The 20,935-nt window shown below is 42.0% G+C and carries 16 protein-coding genes; 13 read left to right on the forward strand and 3 right to left on the reverse strand.

Annotated elements, in window-relative coordinates:
- Positions 1–30: 30 nt before the first annotated feature.
- From ACTHOQ_RS12680 to ACTHOQ_RS12705, 6 genes are all read left to right on the forward strand, one after another.
- A complete protein-coding gene (locus ACTHOQ_RS12680; protein WP_440496513.1) occupies positions 31–1,875 on the forward strand; it encodes a bifunctional homocysteine S-methyltransferase/methylenetetrahydrofolate reductase in 1,845 nt (614 codons plus the stop codon).
- Positions 1,868–5,299, forward strand: a complete 3,432-nt coding sequence (metH, locus tag ACTHOQ_RS12685; protein ID WP_440496514.1) for a methionine synthase — start codon at positions 1,868–1,870, stop codon at positions 5,297–5,299. The genes ACTHOQ_RS12680 and metH overlap by 8 nt, the downstream gene beginning before the upstream one ends.
- A gap of 134 nt (positions 5,300–5,433) precedes the next feature.
- The gene (locus ACTHOQ_RS12690) at positions 5,434–5,946 is read left to right on the forward strand and encodes a GNAT family N-acetyltransferase (protein ID WP_440496515.1); all 513 of its coding nucleotides are present in this window, start codon (positions 5,434–5,436) and stop codon (positions 5,944–5,946) included.
- Positions 5,947–6,076: 130 nt separating this feature from the next.
- On the forward strand, positions 6,077–7,108 hold the full coding sequence (gene desA / locus ACTHOQ_RS12695; RefSeq protein ID WP_440496516.1) for a Delta(5) desaturase DesA: 1,032 nt from the start codon (positions 6,077–6,079) through the stop codon (positions 7,106–7,108).
- A gap of 88 nt (positions 7,109–7,196) precedes the next feature.
- Complete coding sequence (locus ACTHOQ_RS12700) at positions 7,197–8,333, forward strand: sensor histidine kinase (protein ID WP_440496517.1); 1,137 nt, start codon at positions 7,197–7,199, stop codon at positions 8,331–8,333.
- Positions 8,330–8,935: a response regulator gene (locus ACTHOQ_RS12705; RefSeq protein WP_440496518.1), complete on the forward strand. Its 606-nt coding sequence runs from the start codon at positions 8,330–8,332 to the stop codon at positions 8,933–8,935. The genes ACTHOQ_RS12700 and ACTHOQ_RS12705 overlap by 4 nt, the downstream gene beginning before the upstream one ends.
- A gap of 40 nt (positions 8,936–8,975) precedes the next feature.
- Here ACTHOQ_RS12705 and ACTHOQ_RS12710 read toward each other — a convergent pair whose 3' ends face one another.
- The 3 genes from ACTHOQ_RS12710 to ACTHOQ_RS12720 all read right to left on the reverse strand — a co-directional run bounded on the left by ACTHOQ_RS12710 (position 8,976) and on the right by ACTHOQ_RS12720 (position 11,506).
- Positions 8,976–9,947, reverse strand: coding sequence for a proline dehydrogenase family protein (locus ACTHOQ_RS12710; protein ID WP_440496519.1), 972 nt, complete (start codon positions 9,945–9,947; stop codon positions 8,976–8,978).
- A gap of 78 nt (positions 9,948–10,025) precedes the next feature.
- Positions 10,026–10,784: an ABC transporter permease gene (locus tag ACTHOQ_RS12715; RefSeq protein WP_440496520.1), complete on the reverse strand. Its 759-nt coding sequence runs from the start codon at positions 10,782–10,784 to the stop codon at positions 10,026–10,028.
- Positions 10,781–11,506, reverse strand: coding sequence for an ABC transporter ATP-binding protein (locus tag ACTHOQ_RS12720; protein WP_440496521.1), 726 nt, complete (start codon positions 11,504–11,506; stop codon positions 10,781–10,783). Before ACTHOQ_RS12720 ends, ACTHOQ_RS12715 begins: the two co-directional genes overlap by 4 nt.
- 320 nt (positions 11,507–11,826) lie before the next feature.
- On the opposite strand from ACTHOQ_RS12720, the gene ACTHOQ_RS12725 reads away from it, so the two are divergent.
- From ACTHOQ_RS12725 to ACTHOQ_RS12755, 7 genes are all read left to right on the forward strand, one after another.
- Complete coding sequence (locus ACTHOQ_RS12725; protein ID WP_440496522.1) at positions 11,827–13,296, forward strand: nicotinate phosphoribosyltransferase; 1,470 nt, start codon at positions 11,827–11,829, stop codon at positions 13,294–13,296.
- A gap of 12 nt (positions 13,297–13,308) precedes the next feature.
- A complete protein-coding gene (nadE, locus tag ACTHOQ_RS12730; protein ID WP_440496523.1) occupies positions 13,309–14,136 on the forward strand; it encodes an NAD(+) synthase in 828 nt (275 codons plus the stop codon).
- A 635-nt stretch (positions 14,137–14,771) separates the two neighbouring features.
- Positions 14,772–15,110 carry a hypothetical protein gene (locus ACTHOQ_RS12735; protein WP_440496524.1) on the forward strand — a complete coding sequence of 113 codons (339 nt, stop codon included), beginning with the start codon at positions 14,772–14,774 and terminating at the stop codon, positions 15,108–15,110.
- Positions 15,111–15,243: 133 nt separating this feature from the next.
- On the forward strand, positions 15,244–16,188 hold the full coding sequence (locus tag ACTHOQ_RS12740; RefSeq protein WP_440496525.1) for an AAA family ATPase: 945 nt from the start codon (positions 15,244–15,246) through the stop codon (positions 16,186–16,188).
- Positions 16,185–17,369, forward strand: a complete 1,185-nt coding sequence (locus ACTHOQ_RS12745; RefSeq protein ID WP_440496526.1) for a DUF58 domain-containing protein — start codon at positions 16,185–16,187, stop codon at positions 17,367–17,369. The genes ACTHOQ_RS12740 and ACTHOQ_RS12745 overlap by 4 nt, the downstream gene beginning before the upstream one ends.
- The gene (locus ACTHOQ_RS12750) at positions 17,366–19,516 is read left to right on the forward strand and encodes a transglutaminase TgpA family protein (protein ID WP_440496527.1); all 2,151 of its coding nucleotides are present in this window, start codon (positions 17,366–17,368) and stop codon (positions 19,514–19,516) included. The genes ACTHOQ_RS12745 and ACTHOQ_RS12750 overlap by 4 nt, the downstream gene beginning before the upstream one ends.
- Before the next feature lie 329 nt (positions 19,517–19,845).
- Positions 19,846–20,862, forward strand: a complete 1,017-nt coding sequence (locus ACTHOQ_RS12755) for an S-layer homology domain-containing protein (protein ID WP_440496528.1) — start codon at positions 19,846–19,848, stop codon at positions 20,860–20,862.
- Positions 20,863–20,935: the final 73 nt, after the last annotated feature.

The raw sequence follows: 20,935 nt of genomic DNA on the forward strand, positions 1-20,935 counted from the left end.
GAAAATACTGTAAATAATGGAGTGAAAGCAATGGGATTACGAGAAGATTTAAAAACGCGTGTTTTAACGGCAGACGGCGCCATCGGAACATTACTTTATTCATACGGGCTGGATTATTGTCATGAGGAGATGAATATTGCACGCCCGGAAATTATCGGAAAAATCCATGGTGAATATATTGCTGCTGGTGCAGATATTATCCAGACAAATACATATGGTGCAAATGCGATCAAGCTTGCGCGCTATGGCTATGAAAACCGTGTAAAGGAATTCAATGAGGCCGCATTGAAGATCGCAAAACGTGCGGCTGCTCCAGGAGGGCAATATGTTTTGGCGACGGTTGGCGGTATTCGCGGCATCCGCAAAAGCGATGCGACATTGGACGAAATATTAGCCGCATTTCAAGAGCAGGCAGAGGTGTTGCTTGCCGGTGAACCAGACGGATTTTTATTGGAGACGTATTATGATTTTGAAGAGCTTTCGCATTGTGTCTATCTATTGCGTGCGATGACGGATTTGCCGATTATTGCACAAGTGACGATGCAGGAGCCGGGCGTGCTCCAAAATTTAATGACATTCAATGAAGCGCTTCATGATCTTGAAAGATTAGGCGCAGATATTGTCGGGAGCAATTGCCGATTGGGACCATATCATACAATTCAGGCATTTGAAGGGGTGAATCTGCCGAAAAAGGCCTTTTTATCGGCATACCCCAATGCTTCGCTTTTAGATATAGAAGACGGCCGGGTAGTATATGAATCGGAAACGGATTATTTTGCACGTGCAGCCGTTGAACTTGTCAATCAAGGTGTCCGCTTAATTGGTGGTTGCTGTGGAACGACACCTAAGCATATTGCAGCGGTAAAGCAGCGTTTGGCGAAAGTAAAGCCAATTGAAACAAAGGAAGAGAAACACGGGCATACACAATTTGTCCGTGTTCCGGAGCCACGTAAGCAAGAACCGCTCCACGAAAAAGCAAAACGTGAGCGCTCTGTCATTGTGGAACTTGATACACCGCGTCATTTAGAAATTGATGGATTTGTTGAAGGGGCAAAACAACTGGCAAAAGCGGGAGCCGATGTCATTATGATGGCTGACAACTCACTTGCTTCGCCGCGTATAAGCAATATTGCGATGGCTGCTATTTTAAAGGAGCACGGGATTCGTTCGTTGCCGCATTTAACGTGCCGTGACCGGAATTTAATTGGGCTTCAATCGCATTTAATGGGGCTTGATGCACTGGAACTGCATGATATTCTGGTTGTGACAGGGGATCCGACAAAAGTGGGTGATTTCCCTGGGGCGACTAGTGTGTATGATGTTTCATCGATGGAGCTTATTTCACTTATTAAGCAATTGAATAAAGGGGGATCTTTCACAGGGAAGTCATTGCGCAAACAGGCGAACTTCTCAGTGGCTGCCGCATTTAACCCGAATGTGCGTGTGCTGGATCGAGCAGTCGCCCGTTTAGAGAAAAAAATCGAGCATGGTGCAGATTATTTCATTTCACAGCCGGTTTACACAAAAGAAAAAATTATAGAAATTTATAATGCGACAAAGCATTTGGACACACCGATCTATATTGGGATTATGCCGCTTACATCATCGCGCAGCGCGGAATTTCTGCACCACGAAGTACCAGGCATTAAACTGTCGGACGAGGTGTTGGCGCGAATGGCAGCATGCGGCGAAGATAAAGAAGCGGCAACGGCAGAAGGAATTGCCATTGCAAAAGAGCTGCTCGATACGGCGTGCCAATATTTTAATGGAATTTATTTAATTACTCCGTTTTTACGCTATGATATGACGCTTGAATTAATGGAATATGTAAAACAATATGATGTGGAAAATAAAGGAGTTCAGTCAAATGTATAACCACCCGATTCATGAGCAATTGCAAAAAAGAATATGTATCATCGATGGCGCCATGGGGACGATGCTTCAAGCTGAAAACTTAACATACGAAGATTTCGGCGGCGAAGAGTTGGACGGCTGTAATGAAAACTTAGTGCTGACAAGACCGGATGTATTAGGGAAAATACACCGCGCCTATTTAGAGGCAGGGGCAGATATTATTTGCACGAATACTTTTGGTGGGACGCCACTCGTATTAAATGAGTATGATTTAGGGGATAAAGCGATCGAGATTAATACGAAAGCTGTAGAAATTGCATTGGAGGCTACACGCGAATTTTCAACTCCAGACTGGCCGCGCTTTGTTGCAGGCGCAATCGGGCCTACGACAAAAACATTATCCGTTACAGGCGGGATTACATTCGAGGAGCTTGAGGAGAACTTTTATATACAGGCTAAAGCGCTAATTGAGGCAGGTTCCGATCTGCTATTGCTTGAAACGTCACAGGATATGCTTAATGTAAAGGCAGGAACGATAGCGATTAACCGTGCTTTCGAGGAACTTGGCAAAGAGATTCCGGTGATGATCTCAGGAACGATCGAGCCGATGGGAACAACATTGGCAGGACAGTCGATAGAGGCGTTCTACATTTCTATTGAGCATATTAAGCCATTATCTGTAGGGCTGAACTGTGCGACAGGCCCGGAATTTATGACGGATCATATTCGTTCTTTGTCAGAGCTTTCGAATGGCTATATTAGCTGTTATCCAAATGCGGGTCTTCCAGATGAGGAAGGATGCTATCACGAGACACCCGATTCTTTATCGAAAAAATTGCAAGGGTTTGCAGAAAAAGGCTGGTTAAATATCGTTGGTGGCTGTTGTGGCACGACACCTGCACATATTCAGGCGATCCGCGAGGCTGTGGATGGCTATGCGCCCCGCAAGCCAAAAGAAGTTACTCATGGCCATGTCGTTTCGGGTATTGAGCCGCTCCAATACGATGAGTCAATGCGCCCGCTATTCATCGGGGAGCGCACGAACGTAATCGGCTCTAGAAAATTTAAAAATTTGATTATAGACGGAAAGTTTGAGGAAGCGGCTGAAATAGCGCGCGCGCAAGTGAAAAACGGTGCACATGTTATCGATATTTGTTTAGCAAACCCTGACCGTGATGAAGCTGAAGATATGAAAAGCTTCATGAAGGAAGTTGTGAAAAAAGTGAAAGTGCCGCTTGTAATCGATTCAACCGATGAAAAAGTAATGGAAGCGGCGCTTAAGTTTTCGCAAGGAAAGGCGATTATTAACTCGATCAACTTGGAAGATGGAGAAGAGCGCTTTGATGCGGTTATGCCGCTTGTGAAGAAATACGGTGCTGCACTTGTTGTCGGTACGATTGATGAAACGGGGATGGCTGTCACACGCGAGAAAAAGCTGGAAGTTGCAAAGCGTTCCTATAAGTTATTGACGGAAAAATGGGGCATGTCGCCAGAGGATATTATTTTTGATCCGTTAATGTTCCCTGTAGGCACAGGAGATGAACAATATATCGGAGCAGCCGAGGAAACGATTGAAGGAATCCGCCTCATTAAAGAAAACTTGCCGGGCTGTTTAACAGTGCTCGGTGTAAGCAATGTTTCATTCGGTTTGCCGCCGGTTGGCCGTGAAGTACTGAATGCTGTGTATTTATATCACTGTACACAGGCCGGATTGGATTATGCGATCGTCAATACAGAAAAACTGGAGCGCTATGCATCAATTCCGGAAGAGGAAATCAAACTGGCGAATGATCTCATATTTAATACGAATGATGAAACATTGGCTGTATTTACCGATTTTTACCGTGATAAAAAGAAAGAAGCAATTGTAAAGGAATTGCCCGCGACAGTTGAAGCGCGTCTTGCATATTACATATTGGAAGGCACGAAGGAAGGGTTAATTAAAGATTTGGATGATGCACTGCAAACATTTGATTCGCCGCTTGACATTATTAACGGTCCTTTAATGGCAGGGATGGCGGAAGTCGGTCGTCTCTTTAACGATAACCAGCTAATCGTTGCCGAAGTATTGCAAAGCGCTGGAGTGATGAAGGCTGCCGTTGCCCATTTAGAGCAGTTTATGGAAAAGGGCGATACGAGTGCAAGCAAAGGGACGATGGTGCTGGCGACTGTAAAAGGCGACGTGCATGACATCGGAAAAAATCTGGTCGATATTATTTTAAGTAATAACGGCTATCGTGTTGTAGATTTAGGTATTAAAGTAACACCGGCCCAGCTGATTGAAACAATACGCAAAGAAAAGCCGGATTTCATAGGTTTATCGGGTCTGCTCGTAAAGTCAGCACAGCAGATGGTCATTACGGCACAGGATTTCAAGGAAGCAGGCATTGATGTCCCCATTTTAGTTGGTGGCGCGGCGTTATCGCGACGCTTTACAGAAACGAAAATTGCCGATCAATATGAAGGACCCGTCATTTATTCCAAAGATGCGATGCAAGGCTTGGAACAGGCGAATCGATTAATGAATCCGAATGAACGTGATGCCCTATTGGAGGAGTTGCGCGATTCGCGGGAAAAACGTCTGGAATCTGATGCAAAGCGAGCATCCCGCCCAGCAGTAGCAGTAGCCGAAAAGCCGGTTCGTACAGTGAATGATGCACAAGTATTTATGCCGAAGGATTTAGTGCCACATATTAAACGAGATTATTCGGTCGCCCATTTGCAGCCATATGTGAATATGCGCACATTAATCGGACATCATTTAGGATTAAAGGGGAATTTGGATCAATTGCTTGCAGCTCAAGATGAACGTGCGACTTTGTTGAATGATTTAGTGAAAGGCTATTTAAATAGCGATGTATTGTCGGCATCCGGTATGTATCAATTTTTCCCTGCGCAATCAGATGGGGATGATGTAGTCGTATATAGTCCGGAAGATGCGAAAACGGAAATACAACGCTTTACATTCCCGCGTCAGCAAGTTGCTCCATTCCTATGTTTATCAGATTATTTGAAACCGGTCGGAAGCGGGGAAATGGATTATATCGCCTTAATGGTCGTAACGGCAGGAAAAGGTGTAAGCAAAAAAGCGGGCGAGCTGAAAGAACAAGGGAAGTTTCTGGAAAGCCACGCATTGCAAGCGACTGCCCTTGAGCTGGCAGAAGGTTTTGCCGAGCGTATTCACCAAGAAATCCGTGATCAGTGGGGATTCCCCGATGCGACGGACTTTACGATGCGTGACCGGTTTGCCGCAAAATATCAAGGGCAGCGTTTTAGCTTTGGCTACCCGGCATGCCCGAATTTGGAAGATCAAGAAAAGCTTTTCCATCTGCTGAAGCCGGAACAAATAGGTGTCCAGTTAACAGAAGGTTTTATGATGGAGCCTGAAGCAAGTGTATCTGCTATTGTATTTGCGCATCCAGACGCACGCTACTTCAATGTATAAACATATTAGTGCCGATTTTTAAGCTAGCATATCTTAAAACCAAGGTGCAATAATACTAAAGCAAAAGTAATTGTGAACAGCCGTTTTACCAAAATACGGGTAGAGCGGCTTTTGCGGTCTTCAGGAGGGCAAAGATGATTCGACAAGCAAAAAAACAAGATATTCCAATGATTTTGGAAATTTTCAACGATAATATATTACACTCAACGGCAATTTATATGTACAATGAGCAATCATTGGAAGAGCGTATGGAATGGTTTGAACAAAAACAGGAAAAAGGCGAGCCGCTGTTTGTATTTGATATCAAGGGGGAAGTAGCGGGCTATGCGACATACGGCAGTTTTCGTGCATATCCGGCATATCGGTATACGGTGGAGCATTCAGTATATGTTCATAAAGATCACTATAAAAAAGGGATTGCGAGCAAGTTGATGAATGCGCTCATTGAGGAAGCGAAAGCAAGCGATGTGAAAACAATGGTTGGTTGCATAGACAAAGAAAATATGGCGAGCATTAAAATTCATGAAAAGCTAGGCTTTAATTATAGCGGGACAATCCGCAATGCAGGCTACAAGTTTGGACACTGGCTGGATTTAGTATTTTACCAGCTTGATCTTGATGGACCTGAAAGCCCGCAAGAAAATTAATAAATTGTCAAATTATTACCTGGTCATATGACACTTGTCATAAAAAAAAAATGATGTTTGCGCCTGTTGTCATTATCCCTGTTTTTATACGATATAGTTAATAATTTTTATAGGAAAGAGGGATTGACACATGGCAAACACACATGCAGAAAAAACGAAGCAACTGCGAAAAGACGTTGCACCGTTTGCAAAATCGGAAACACGACTTAGTGTTCAACAATTACTGAATACATTGTTGCCGCTATTATTAATTTGGGGAGCAGGCTATATATTGCTGCAATACTCGCCATGGTATACAGCGCTATGTAGTGTACTTGCTTCAGGATTTGTTATTCGTGCATTCATTATTTTCCACGATTGTACACACGGTTCATTTTTCAAGAGCAAAAAGGCAAATGCCATCATCGGGAATATTACAGGCGTTTTAACATCATTCCCATATGAAAAATGGAAGCGTGAGCATACGATTCACCACGCGACAAGCTCGAACTTGGATAAGCGTGGCATTGGCGATATCGATATGTTGACAGTCGATGAATACCTCGAAAAGTCAAAGCTTAGCCGTTTAGGTTACCGTCTATACCGCAACCCAATCGTCATGTTTGGACTAGGACCATTATTTATGGTGCTTATACTAAATCGCTTTAATCGAAAAGATGCTAAGCGAAAAGAGCGTTTAAATACGTATTTCACGAACATCGTTTTATTAGTTATTTGTACAACCCTTATCGTAATTTTCGGGTGGTCAACGTTTTTACTAGTACACGGCTTAACATTATTTATCGCAGGCGCTTTAGGAATTTGGCTATTCTACATCCAGCACACTTATGAGGATTCATACTTTGAGGTGGATTCGGAGTGGGATTACGTGAAGGCTGCAGTAGAGGGCAGTTCATATTATAAATTACCGAAGATTTTACAATGGATCACAGGGAATATTGGTTTCCACCATGTACATCATTTAGCCCCGCGTGTTCCGAATTATAAGCTTGAAGATGCACATGAATCGATTAAGCCGCTGCAGCAGGCGACAACGATTACATTGAAAACAAGCTTGGAATCGATCCGCTACAAGCTGTACGATCCGGATAATTACCGCTTTATTACGTTTAAAGAAGCGGCAGAGCGCGAAATCATGCGCGGCAAAACAATCACAAACTAATTTCATCTAATAAATTAGGTACCTCAAATCATAGCTTGAGGTACCTGTTTTATTATAGAATAAAGAAAAAAAGAGAATCGAGGCTATTATGCAAACATGGTATAGTATCATTCCGAAAAGTCCAATGTTGAGTATATATATATGGATAATCTTTTGCATTATGCCATTTTTCTTCATTATTCAATCGTTCACCTTATGGCAAATTATTTTAGGCGTTATTTTAATATTAAGCTATTTTTTATGCCACTATTTTTCATTCCGCGCAAAGCCTGGATTAAAGTATATGTGGATCAGTTTCCAAATGGTGCTCAATATTATAATGACACTTGTATTTGGATATGTGTATTTGTCATTGTTTACGGCATTTTTCATCGGGAATATTAGGCAAGCAGTAGGATTTTATATTATGTACGGTTTACATATCGGTTTTACGGTGCTATCTATCGTTGGAGGATACTTTATTTTCCTGGATTTATTTCTATCACAAACACCGTTCATTATCATTAATGTGCTGGGGGTTGTTTTACTGCCGTTTACGCTGTATTCAAAAACACGGCGCGAAAATCTGGAAGGAGAACTGGAAACAGCGCGTGAACGTATTTCGGAATTAACGGTATTTGAAGAACGTCAGCGTATTGCACGCGATTTACATGATACACTCGGGCAAAAGCTTTCGATGATTGGATTGAAAAGCGATTTAGCCGCAAGACTGGTCGAAAAAAATCCGCAGCAAGCCATTTTGGAAATAAAGGATATACGGCAGACGGCTAGTGTCGCATTAAAAGAAGTGCGTGAACTTGTGGCAGATATGCGGGCTGTAAGAATTGAAGAGGAGCTGTACCGGGTTGAGCAAATTCTTAAAGCTGCTCAAATTAAGCTTCGGCTAAACGGCGATAAAAGTGAGCTTAACATGCCTATTTTAGCTGAAAATGTCATTAGCATGTGCTTAAAAGAAGCTGTAACAAATATCGTCAAGCATAGTAAAGCTACAATTTGCCGTATTAATTTTTACCAAAGCGACGACGAATTTAAAATGACGATCCAGGATAATGGTGTTGGTTTTGAACGTTCATATGCATTGGAAGGCGGCAATGGTTTAAAAGGGATGCATGAGCGCATTGAATTTATAAATGGTTCACTTGAAATAGAGAGTAGTGAAGGCACAACGGTTGTTTTAAAAATCCCGTTAGCGATCACACATCAAAAAGGAGAGAACGTAAAATGATTCGAATTGTAATTGCGGAAGACCAAGGCATGCTGCTTGGCGCCATGAAGTCGCTGCTTAGCATGGAGGACGATATGGAAGTAGTCGGTCTTGCCAAAAACGGCGAGGAGGCCATTGATATGGTAAATGACCTGAAGCCTGACATCTGCATTATGGATATTGAAATGCCGATAAAAACGGGTTTGGATGCCGCTGAAGCATTGAGGGGCACCGATTGCAAAATCATTATATTAACGACCTTCGCGCGTCCAGGCTATTTCGAGCGTGCGCGAAAGGCGGGTGTGCGTGGTTATTTGCTGAAGGATAGCCCGATTGAGGAGCTTGTCAATTCGATTCGCATCATCATGGACGGTCGCCGCATTTATGCGCCGGAGCTTGTTGATTTTGTGTATGAGGATGATAGCGAAAACCCGTTGACAGAACGTGAAAGTCAAGTGCTCGAGCTTGTAGCGGAAGGGAAGACAACGAAGGAAATTGCCGCAGAGCTTTATTTATCGGCCGGCACTGTAAGAAACTATATTTCCACAATTTTAGATAAACTCGGTGTCGGCAATCGGATAGAAGCGATCGCACGGTTTAAAGAAAAAGGCTGGAATAAATAAAACGCTTCGCTTACTTTCATAGAGTAGGCGAAGCGTTTCTTTATTTCTTCTTCGTTAATCTTCCGAGGATAAATGCGCCGGCAGCAACTGCCAATACGGTATTTGTCTTTTTATTGAACACTTGCTTTGTCACAAGATTTATATTTTGAGGACGTTCTGCCAGGCGACGCATGAAATAGCCGTACCAATCCTTGCCATACGGCACATAAACACATACTTGGTAGCCTTCACGCGCGAGCTCCAGCTGCAATTCTTTTCGGAACCCGTAAAGCATCTGAAACTCGAATTTCTCTTTTGGGATATCATATTGCTCAACGAAATATTTTACATGCTTAATAATATTATGGTCATGTGTTGCAATCGAAGTGAAATGCCCATGCGCCAAATGGTATTCGATCAGCTCGATAAAGTTAATATCAATATCCAGTTTGTCCTGATAGGCAACTTCTTCCGGCTCTTTATATGCGCCTTTTACAATACGGAGGCGGAAATCCTTGAATTGCTCGATATCGTCCTTAGCCCGGTAGAAGTAAGCTTGAATTACAGTGCCGACATTGTCGAATGTTTTTGCAAGCTCTTCCAGCATATCAAACGAAGGCTGCAGTCGATTATGATTTTCCATATCGAAATTGACGAAAATGCCGTACTCATATGCGCGTTCCACGATTTCGCGCAAATTGTCATAGCAAAAGTCTATATCAATATCCAATCCGAGCTGTGATGGCTTTAATGAAATATGTGCATCCAATTCCTCAGTATGAATTGCTTCAATTATCGCCAAGATTTCTTCTTTTGCTTTCAGGGCTTCCGCTTCTTCGAAAACAAATTCCCCTAAATTATCGACCGTGCAAGATATGCCTTGCTCGTTTAGTTTCCGGATGCTTTCAATAACCTCTTCTATGCTTGTCCCTGCAACAACGCTTTGTGCACCAAGCTTCAAACCGTATTGCTGTGCGGCATCGCTAAGCATTTGGTTTTCGGATAATGAAATGAAAAAATCACGTAATGCCATAAAAACATCTCCTTAAAATTCGTCATTTTCGTAAAAATTATACCATAGCGCCATTTGCATACATTACGTATAACCTTCTTATTTTGTTCCTGATTTGATTTTTTGCATGCGTTCATTGAATAATGTCGGATATACTAAAAAGCCTAAAATAATTGAAGAAAGCGTCGCACATGTCAAAAGCGCAAAAATAATCAAAATCTGAAACTGTACGGCTTCAATAGGGCTCGAGCCACCGATAATTTGACCGCTCATAATACCAGGGAGCTGCACAAGCCCGATCGTTTTCTGCGATTCGATAGTCGGAATCATGCTCGCTTTGATTGCGTTCATCAATTGCTGGTGAATCGCTTGTTTCGGGGTGCCGCCAAGCGACAATATGAGTTCGATTAAATGTTCGTTTGCCTCGACTTCCGCCTTAAAGCGATTTAAAAATAAAATCGATAAAACCATCGAATTGCCAATCATCATTCCGCTAATTGGAATAATATAATTCGGTGTTGCTGGCATAATTTGAAGGCCGAGTAAAACCCCCATAATGACTGCTTCGACAGCGATGAATGTGATGATCAGCTTCCAAGTGATTCCCGGAATGCCCTTCCCATTTTTGCGTGCATTTAACGTCGCTGCCAAAATAATCAGTGAAATCATGAGCACCATATAAAGCAGGCTGTCCGATTCAAAAATAAAATGAAGCAAATACCCTACGGCAAGTAGCTGTACAACAGAACGTACAGTGGCAATAATTGTGTCGCGCTCAAGACCGAGCTTTAAAGTTTTCGATAAAATGAGCGGGATGAATACGAAGATTAATGTTAACGATAAAGAGGTGTACGTCATTTGTCATCACCTCTTGCCAAAAATTGCTGTACGACTTCATTTGTCGACGTAAAAAGTTTTTCTGTTTCGGACGCTTCAATGAGCTCCCCGTTTTTCAAAAGCCATGTATAGTGGCCGAGCTTCCGCGCTTGCTCAATATCATGGGTGATCCATACAATCGTCGTGCCGAAACGTTCGTTCAAGTCAACGATTAATTGTTCGATTTCGCGAACGGATTTCGGATCAAGTGCAGCTGTGATTTCATCGAGGAGCAATATTTCCGATTTGTTGACAAGTGTCCGCGCGATTGAAAGCTTTTGCTTCTGTCCTCCTGATAGATCATTTGCCCCACGCATAAGAAAGTCTTCCGTTAGCCCGACATCGTTTAAAAATCGGCAAGCCTCTTCTTTTGTTAATGACTGATTTTGCAATTTGCGGGGTAGAGCCAAATTTTCATATACGGAAGCTTTTAAAATCGGTGCGGATTGAAGCGCGATACCGACCTTGCGCCGCAAAGCTGTTGGCTCAAATGTATCGATTCGCTGCCCGTCAACTTGAATATTCCCTGTCGTCCCGGAAATAAGCCCATTGCAAAGTTTCAGCAAAGTCGTTTTTCCTGCGCCGGAAGGTCCGATTAATGTCGTGATTTTACCTTTATATAAAGTGGCGGTTAAAGGGTGAATAATTTTTATCTGATTCACTTCAAAGGATACGTTGTTAAAGTGAATGGCTTTTTCTGTCATAAGCTGCTCCTTCAATATCAATTCCTATATATTAGGATAATCGGAAAGAAGAAAGAAAGCAAAATAACAAATAGCGAGCCACAAAATAACGTCCCGGGCAAACGCTCTATTCCGGCTGCTTTTATTTTGGAAGAATGACTTGAAAGCATGTTTCGCGAAGTTTTTTATTTGTTGTATTGGGGAAAACTATAAAGATAGTACCATCGAAATCGACTACTTATGCAAAAATATATTATATGCAAAAGGACTCTTCATACTTCGAATTAATTCAAGATAGTGTATACTATGACTAATTATGTTTTGGAAGAAGGGAACTCACGATGAAGGAAAAGTATGTAGATGATAGTTTAGCTTTGCATACAGATTTATATCAAATCAATATGGCGGAAAGCTATTGGGCAGACGGAATTCATAACCGTAAAGCCGTATTTGAACTCTATTTTAGACAGTTGCCATTCGGCAATGGCTATGCGGTATTCGCGGGATTGGAACGCATGCTAAATTATTTGAAAAACTTTCATTTCAGTGAAACGGATATCGCTTATTTACGCGATGAACTCAACTATAGAGAGGATTTTCTCTCTTATTTAAAAACAATTCGCTTTACAGGATCAATGTATTCCATGGTCGAGGGAGAGCTTGTATTCGCAAATGAGCCCATCGTTCGAATTGAGGCACCGCTAGTCGAAGCGCAGCTCATCGAAACAGCACTCCTGAATATTGTAAATTACCAAACACTCATCGCAACAAAGGCAAGCCGGATCAAGCAAGTCGTGCATAATGAAATCGCGATGGAATTCGGCACACGCCGCGCACAAGAGATGGATGCTGCGGTTTGGGGAGCGCGCGCAGCCGTTATTGGCGGTTTCGAAGCTACTTCCAATGTGCGTGCAGGAAAGATGTTCAATATTCCTGTGTCCGGCACACATGCCCATGCTTTAGTGCAAGCTTACAAAAATGATTATGATGCTTTCCATTCGTATGCGAAACGCCATAAAGACTGTGTATTTTTAGTCGATACGTACAACACATTGAAATCGGGCGTACCGACAGCAATACAAGTGGCGAAAGAACTAGGCGATAAAATCAACTTCATCGGTATCCGTTTAGATAGCGGAGATATTGCGTTTTTATCAAAGGAAGCGCGGCGCATGCTTGATGAAGCAGGGTTCCCGGATGCAAAAATTATCGTTTCGAATGATTTGGATGAATACACAATATTGAACTTGAAGGCACAAGGCGCACGCGTTGATATGTGGGGTATCGGCACGAAGCTTATTACGGCTTATGACCAGCCGGCTTTAGGCGCAGTTTATAAAATGGTTTCGATTGAAAATGGGCATGGGGAAATGGAAGATACGATCAAAATTTCCGCAAATGCCGAAAAAGTCACAACACCGGGCTTAAAAAAGGTTTTCCGTATCATCAATAAGAAAAACGGCAAGTCGGAAGGAGATTATATTGCGATGGCTGACGAAAACCCGGCAGCAGAATCGCGTATTAAAATGTTCCATCCTGTGCATACATTTATTTCGAAATTCGTAACAAACTTTGAGGCGAAAGAGCTGCACGAGCAAATTATCCGCGAAGGTGAAATTGTTTACGAAAACCCGACATTAACTGAAATTCGCCAATATGCCCATGATAATTTGAAGCTATTATGGGATGAATATAAGCGTTCATTGAATCCTGAGGAATATCCAGTCGATTTAAGCCAAAAATGCTGGGACAATAAAATGCGCAACATTCAGGAAGTGCGTGACATGGTAACGGAACTCGAACAACGATAAGGGGTGTGTACATTGTCATCGTTACAACAACAAATTATTGCAGAACTAAAAGTAATGCCAACAATTGATGTAGAGCAGGAAATACGTAAATCCATCGACTTTTTAAAGAATTATGCAAAAAAGCATGCTTTCATAAAAGGATTTGTGCTTGGGATTAGTGGGGGGCAAGATTCTACGTTGACGGGAAAGCTTGCGCAAATGGCGGTTGATGAGCTGAATGAGGAAGCAGGTGCCCCGACCTATTCGTTTTGGGCTGTAAGGCTGCCGTATGGGCGGCAAATAGATGAGCAGGATTGCCAGGATGCACTCGATTACATTCAGCCGACTAAAATTTATACGGTCAATATTAAAGATGCGGTCGACGCAAGTGTGAATGCCTTATTGAATGCGGGTGTGACTTTAAGCGACTTTGCAAAAGGAAACGAAAAAGCACGGGAACGTATGAAAGTGCAGTTTTCAATCGCAGCATCGAATGATGGCGTTGTACTCGGCACAGACCATGCTGCAGAAGCGGTGACAGGCTTTTATACGAAATTTGGTGATGGCGGCGCGGATTTGATGCCGATTTTCCGCCTGAATAAACGTCAGGGCCGTGAAATATTAAAATATTTGGATTGCCCGGTGCATTTATATGAAAAAGTACCAACGGCAGATTTAGAGGAAAACCGCCCTGCATTGCCGGACGAGGTGGCGCTCAGTGTAACATATGAGCAAATTGACGATTATCTGGAAGGTAAAGAAATTCCGGAGCAAGCGCGCAAAACGCTTGAAGGGCATTATTTACGCTCTATGCATAAACGTCATATGCCGATTACAGTCTTTGACGATTTTTGGAAATAACAATGGGCTGTGTCGCAAATAATGCGGCACAGCTTTTTTCCTTGTTAAGTCAAGGATGCATTTTTATTTCTAAAAACATTATTTCTTCCACCGGGAAATTATAGCTTTTGGCATTGGAGATAGCTTTGCAGGAATTTGTTGTCCCCCTCCAGGCAAACCGTGCCAACTCCACGCACCATTAGATTCCTCCGTGCTAAAGGATGGCACTGAAAATTCCTGACGAAATTTAGGCGTATTTTAAGCGCAGCAATAAGACGTCAAAAAGAGGCTGATTCCTCTAATTTGAGATGAAGGTGGAGTTGAAAGATCTGTTTAAATTCCCGCTCCAATAAATAGGCGGAAAAATTCCCCTTATTTAAAAAATACAATCAAAAATAGCCTAAATAGCTGGAGAAATTCCGCTTATTAACCTGAAAATCATGAAAATGGAGGATTTTTCTTTGAATAACCGGAAAATCTCCGTTTATTTCCTCATTACTTAATTCAAAGCCGGAATCTCTGTCGGCAAATATAAATTTTGTTCTACATGCACAGCTTTTTCTGGTGTGAAAGTGATGAGACGTACATATTTTTGTTTATAGAACAATTTCCAAATGGGTCGATATAAAAATAAAAGAAGAAAGGGGCGCTTACAGGTGAGGACTTCGAGAGTCGCGGCAACTCCGAGCAGCATCTACCGAAATTCGACACGCACTATTTTGTCTGATACGCATTTTGCCGATGCGATCAATAGCGGTATGCACGATCATTTCCGTGATCCGCGAGAACAGCTGCACCAACGGAAAAACCAAAAAAATAAGCAACAGCAGCGTCCGAAAAAACTTGTGCAAAACAAGGCGCGCTACATTATAAAAGGAATGCAGTATGACGCGGATTCGGCGCTGACTTTAAACCGCCTATTCCAGTATTCGACACGAGTAAGCAGCTTGAATAATTCAAATCGGCGCATAAGTACATATAAAACATCCATTTAAATCACCTTGCTTATACATTATGAGGCAGGTGATTTTTTCATTTCTAAAGTAAACTAGTTGTGCTGGCATTTTGTTTTCGTTATGCTTAAACTACGTGTCAATTATGCTACATTTTCAGCTAGGGGGACTATTCATGAACGAGCAGATCGAGAAAATAATCAGAAATATCGAAAAAGTGATGATAGGAAAAAGGGAGATTGCAGAGTTAAGCATCGTATCATTGCTGGCAGGCGGACATGTTTTACTGGAAGATGTTCCGGGTGTCGGCAAAACGATGATGGTACGCGCACTTTCCAAATCTTTGGGAGCGAGCTTTAAACGAATTCAATTTACGCCGGATTTATTGCCTTCCGATGTAATTGGTGTTTCGGTGTACAACCCGAAAACATTGCAATTCGAGTTCCGTCCAGGTCCGATTGTGGGCAATGTCGTACTAGCTGATGAAATTAACCGTACTTCGCCGAAAACACAGGCAGCATTATTGGAAAGTATGGAAGAGGGTTCGATTACGGTAGATGGTGAAACACTTCAGCTGCCAAAGCCTTTTTTCGTTATGGCGACACAAAATCCGATTGAATATGAAGGGACATACCCATTGCCTGAAGCGCAATTAGACCGCTTTTTGCTTAAAATTAAAATGGGGTACCCGACGAAGGAAGAGGAAATAGAAGTGCTGCGCCGTGCCGAAAAAACGGTGCCTATAGATGATATTTCCGCTGTATTGACGATTGAGCAGCTAATCGATTTACAAAAGCAAGTAAGAGAAGTGCATGTAGAAAATAACATTAAGGAGTATATCGTCTCGCTTGCACAAAATACGCGTCACCATGCCAATGTGTATTTAGGTGTAAGTCCGCGTGCTTCCATCGCGCTAATGCGTGCTGCGCAAAGCTATGCGTTTATGAAAGGAAGAAGCTATGTTATCCCGGACGATGTTCAATATTTAGCAAAATACGTGTTCGGCCACCGCATGATTTTAAAACCGGAAACGCGCTATGAAGGGATTTCGGAAGAGCAAGTAATCGATAGTGTACTGCGCTATGTTCATGTCCCTGTGAAAAGGTATGTTCCGGAATGAAAGGGATCAAGCAGTTTTTCCGGCATGGCGGGCGTCTAATCACAGTCATCTCATTGCTCATTATTACGTACTGCTATGCAATGTTTCAGGGGGGATTCGTTAGCTGGTTTGTCTTTTTTACGATTTTGCCGTTTTTGCTTTATTCAATTTTGCTTGCTGTTGTTCCGATTCGCTTTAAAGAGATTTCGCGCATTTTATCGAAGGAGCGTATTGAGCGAGGGAGCAATGTGCAAGTGACGGTAACATTCCGGAATACGAGCTGGCTTCCGATTGTTTTTATGATGGTGGAGGAATTGCCGATGGATGATGGGCATTATGAAAATCCAAATGGCAATGTGACGAAATTATTTCTGGTCGGCTGGAAGCGTGAGTTTGTGTGGACATATGAATTGAAGGCACTGAAGCGCGGAGAACATCATTTTAAAGGGTTGCAGTTTACATGCACCGACTTTTTCGGATGGACGATTCGCCAAATAAAAGTCAATCATCCGCAGCTTTTTTTAGTGTATCCGAAAATATCCGATGCTGCGGTATTGCCTATTGGAATGCAATACGACCAAGGTGCAAGCCAGTCGCGCTATTCATTGATAAAAGACACAACGATGGCAACGGGTGTCCGTGATTATGTGCCGGGAGACCGTTTTTCCTGGATCCATTGGAAGTCATTCGCGAAAAACGGGGAGCTGCGCACGAAGGAATTCGAGGATCGGAAAACGCAAAATACATTCCTCTTAATCGATCGCGCCGTACAAAGAAACTTCGAGCAAGTTGTTGATTATACCGCTTCCTACATAGCTAAAATTGTGAAAGAACGCGGCGATATTTCATTTTTAAGTGCCGGTATTGATCGGTATTTTGCGCCGATCATCAAAACGGACAACCAATTTGAAAAGGTGCTCCAGCATTTAGTCACTGTACAGCCGGATGCGCAGTTTGGGATCGAGCGTTTACTCTTTGAGGAACAAAAGATAATGAGCCGCTCCGTTGTGGTCATAATAACAGGCGAGCTTATGCCTGAGCTTCAACAGTTGCTGAATGCAGGCACAAAAAATGCGCGCAAAATCATTTGCTTTGTCGTCAGTGAACAGAAAAAGCCGATGCAGCTAGTCAGCCAAAATGAAGTCCATTACGTAAGCGTAGACGGGCTGCAGCAAATGTATGCGGAGGTGAAGCACGCATGAAACGCAGCTCATCCGAAAAAATAGAGCTCGCTATTTACTATATAATGATATTTCTAATTTTGCGGGAATGGCTTGTGCCGATTATGGAATTGACGGACACAGGCTACTTTATCCAGTTTATGGTGTTTATGGCGCTATGCCTGACGCTGGGTGTTTTTTCATTGCCCCTTGTCGTCACATGGTTGATCAAAATTATTTATATCACTTGGTTTATCGTCAATGTATACAGCGATGGAACATTAACGACGATGCAGTTTTTATCGAATGAATTAAAATATAATATAAGTACGCTTTTTGCAGGCGAGTGGATATATGTAAGCGATCCGCTTCGCACAAGTCTATTTTTCATCTTGCTCTGGATGCTTATTTATTTAATCCAGCATTGGGTAAGTGTGCGCTATACAATTTATTATTTCCTTTTGCTGACGGTGTTTTTCGTCGGCACGCTTGATACATTTACCGATTACGACGGTACGTTAGCCATTATTAATGTAATGGTTTTAGGGCTTGTTCTTACATCGCTCCTGTTTATAAAACGGTTAATGCAAGCGACCAACACGCAAAAAGATTGGTCAAGCTATTTAGTTTTTGCGGCTCCGATTATTATTTTTGTGACGATTGCTGGTGTTGTCGCGGCATTTTTGCCAAAAGCGGAACCACAATGGCCGGATCCTGTTCCTTATATGAAAGGAATCGCTGGTATAGGCGGTTCTTCTACACAATCCGTTGCAACGGTTGGCTATGGGAATAACGATGAAAATCTCGGTGGGCCATTCGCCGGGGACGATACGATTGTTTACGAAATAAAAACGCCGATCCGTCAATATTGGCGTGTGGAGACGAAAGATTTTTATACATCAAAAGGCTGGATTCATACAGGAGATGAGTCTTTGCAGCAGACGCTCGAAATGTCCGATGTGCTGCCTCTCTCTATAGGCCCTGGAAAAGAGGAGCCGCAATCTGTGCAAGTACAGGCAGTCGAGGAAGAACATCGCTTTTTGCTGCAAGCATATGGCACGACTTCCTACTTGCTTTATGATCCGCAAAGTGTGCTGAGATTTAATCGGGGCAATGAAAAAATTGCCGCTGTTGCAAATAATGATGTAATGGCGCCTGCTTCGTACGAGATGACATTCCAGCAGCCGGAATATAGCTATACAGCGTTAAAGGAGTCATTATCATCGACGGAAAATGATCCGCGCTATTTGCAATTGCCAGACGATCTGCCGCAGCGTGTTACCGATTTGGCGCATGAAATTACGGACTGGTATGAAAGTGTATATGATAAAGCACGCGCAGTGGAAGATTACTTTGCGCGCAACGGCTTTCAATACGAGACGACAAATGTGCAAGTGCCTGCCGCCAATCAAGATTATGTAGACCAATTTTTATTTGAAACAAAGCTCGGATATTGCGATAACTTCTCGACTTCCATGGTCGTACTGCTTCGTTCGGTCGGCATTCAGGCGCGGTGGGTAAAAGGCTTTGCGAGCGGGGAACGTGTTTATGCGGAAGATGGCATATATACGTACCAAGTAACGAATAATGATGCCCATTCATGGGTAGAGGCTTATATAGATGGGATTGGCTGGATGCCGTTTGAGCCGACGATTGGCTTTAGCAATCCGATGAATATTAATTATGACGTTGATTTGGAGACACCGGAAGAAGAGCAATTGCCTGAACTGGAAAAACAAGAAACGCCAAAACCGGAGCTGGAAGAGCAAGACACACAGCAAAAGGCAAAAAATGCTTCAAGTACAATCGACTGGTCCAAATTCAAATGGTTGCTTTATGGATTATTGGCGCTAATTGTAATTGGCTCTATCCTGGCATGGAAAAAGCGCGGGAAATGGCAGCCAAAACTCGCTGTGCAAATGAACCGTTCAAAATTAAATAATGCCGGCACATTTGAGGAAGCTTATTTCGTTTTGTTAAAACAATTGGAGCGCATTCATTTAAAGCGCAGCCAGGATGAGACATTAAAGCAATTCGCAAAGCGTGTCGATGAGCAGCTAAGCACGACGAAGATGAGTGAATTGACCGCCTTTTATGAGCAGCTTATTTATGCGAAGCAAAGCGAACATTTGAACACGGCGGAGATGAAGGAAATATGGGAGTATTTAATCAACCGTACTAGCAGTTGATAAAAGCGATTTATTTAAAGGGACAGCATTTCTAAAAGAAGTATTAATTATCCGGATTATGCTAAATAACGGTAGGATGGATAAGGGAAGAATTGCGCTAGTCCTGATTAATAATTTCAAAGTTTTTTATGAAGGGAAATGATATTGGTTTCCCTTTTTAATTTTGGGAATCCTGTACACTTTTTCTTTATATTGTTGTTCGTTTGAATATGTATATAAGTGAACATTATAGCTTATTGATAAGTGGTTGCTTATTTTTAGCAGTTTGAGCGAGGAAGAATTATTAAAAGAGCTAGTGAAAGTCTAGAATATATAAAAAGGAGCGTATGATGAAGAAAATTTTATTATTCGTTATTGCTATATTATCAATCAATATTTTTACACAACAAGCTTATGCGAAAACCAAAGAGTTTTCAGATTTATCAACAAAGAATCCGCATTATGAAAGTATTATGAAATTAGTCGACAAAGGTGTGATGAGCGGATATGCGGATGGTGCTTTTCTTCCCGAAAGGACTATCTCGAGAAAGCAAGTAGCTTCCATTATAAATAAGGAATTTCCGCAATTAATTATTCATCCATATATAGATGTAAACAAATTAGCAGATGTCCCCAAAAATGATAGCGCATATAATGCGATTAAAAAATTATATAAATCATCTTTAATGTCTGCGTTTTATAATAAAGCGGATGGAAAGAGCTATTTTAAGCCAAATAATCCTATAACACGAGCTGAACTGGCATTAATAATAAGTCAAGCGTATGGCTATTATGATTATTATGGGGATATGAAACAACATAAATTTGCAGACGAAAAAGAATTTCTTGAACAAAAGAAAATGATCAACGCTTTACATGCGCATAAAATTATGAACAGTTTTCCGGATAATACATTCCGGCCAAATGAACCTATTACAAGAGCACAGTTCGCATCTATTTTAGTAAGGGCACAAGAAAATATGAGTGAAGCGCACCGTCAAATGTATAATTTAGCGATTTATAAATATGAAGAACCGAAAAATGTGCCTCTGCCAAAAGGTGTAACAAATGCAAAAGCGTTAAAAAAGCAACAAGAAGCGCTATTTAAGGACAATTTGAAAACAAAAAGCATTACTGTCCTTAAGGGCTGGAGGAATATGTTTGTTGTAGACTATCAATTTTCCTATTATATAAAATTATATTCGGAGAGATTTAATTTAACAGAGAAGGAATTTGTGGCATTAATCAATAGGCTTGTTGAAACAGGGGAGGTTTATACAGGTATAATAGATGATTTAAACGAGTTTAGAATGTACTATGACTTTGAGGATGGTCGCTTATATCAAAAGGAGCCTGGTGGTGTTTAATTGAACATAGAATCCGGCAATAATAAAAAGACTGTAAAAAGCGGGAAATATTTGTTTATCATCTTGCCGCATG

Origin of the sequence: Solibacillus silvestris (assembly GCF_051967575.1) — a bacterium.
Taxonomy (GTDB): Bacteria; Bacillota; Bacilli; order Bacillales_A; family Planococcaceae; genus Solibacillus; species Solibacillus silvestris_B.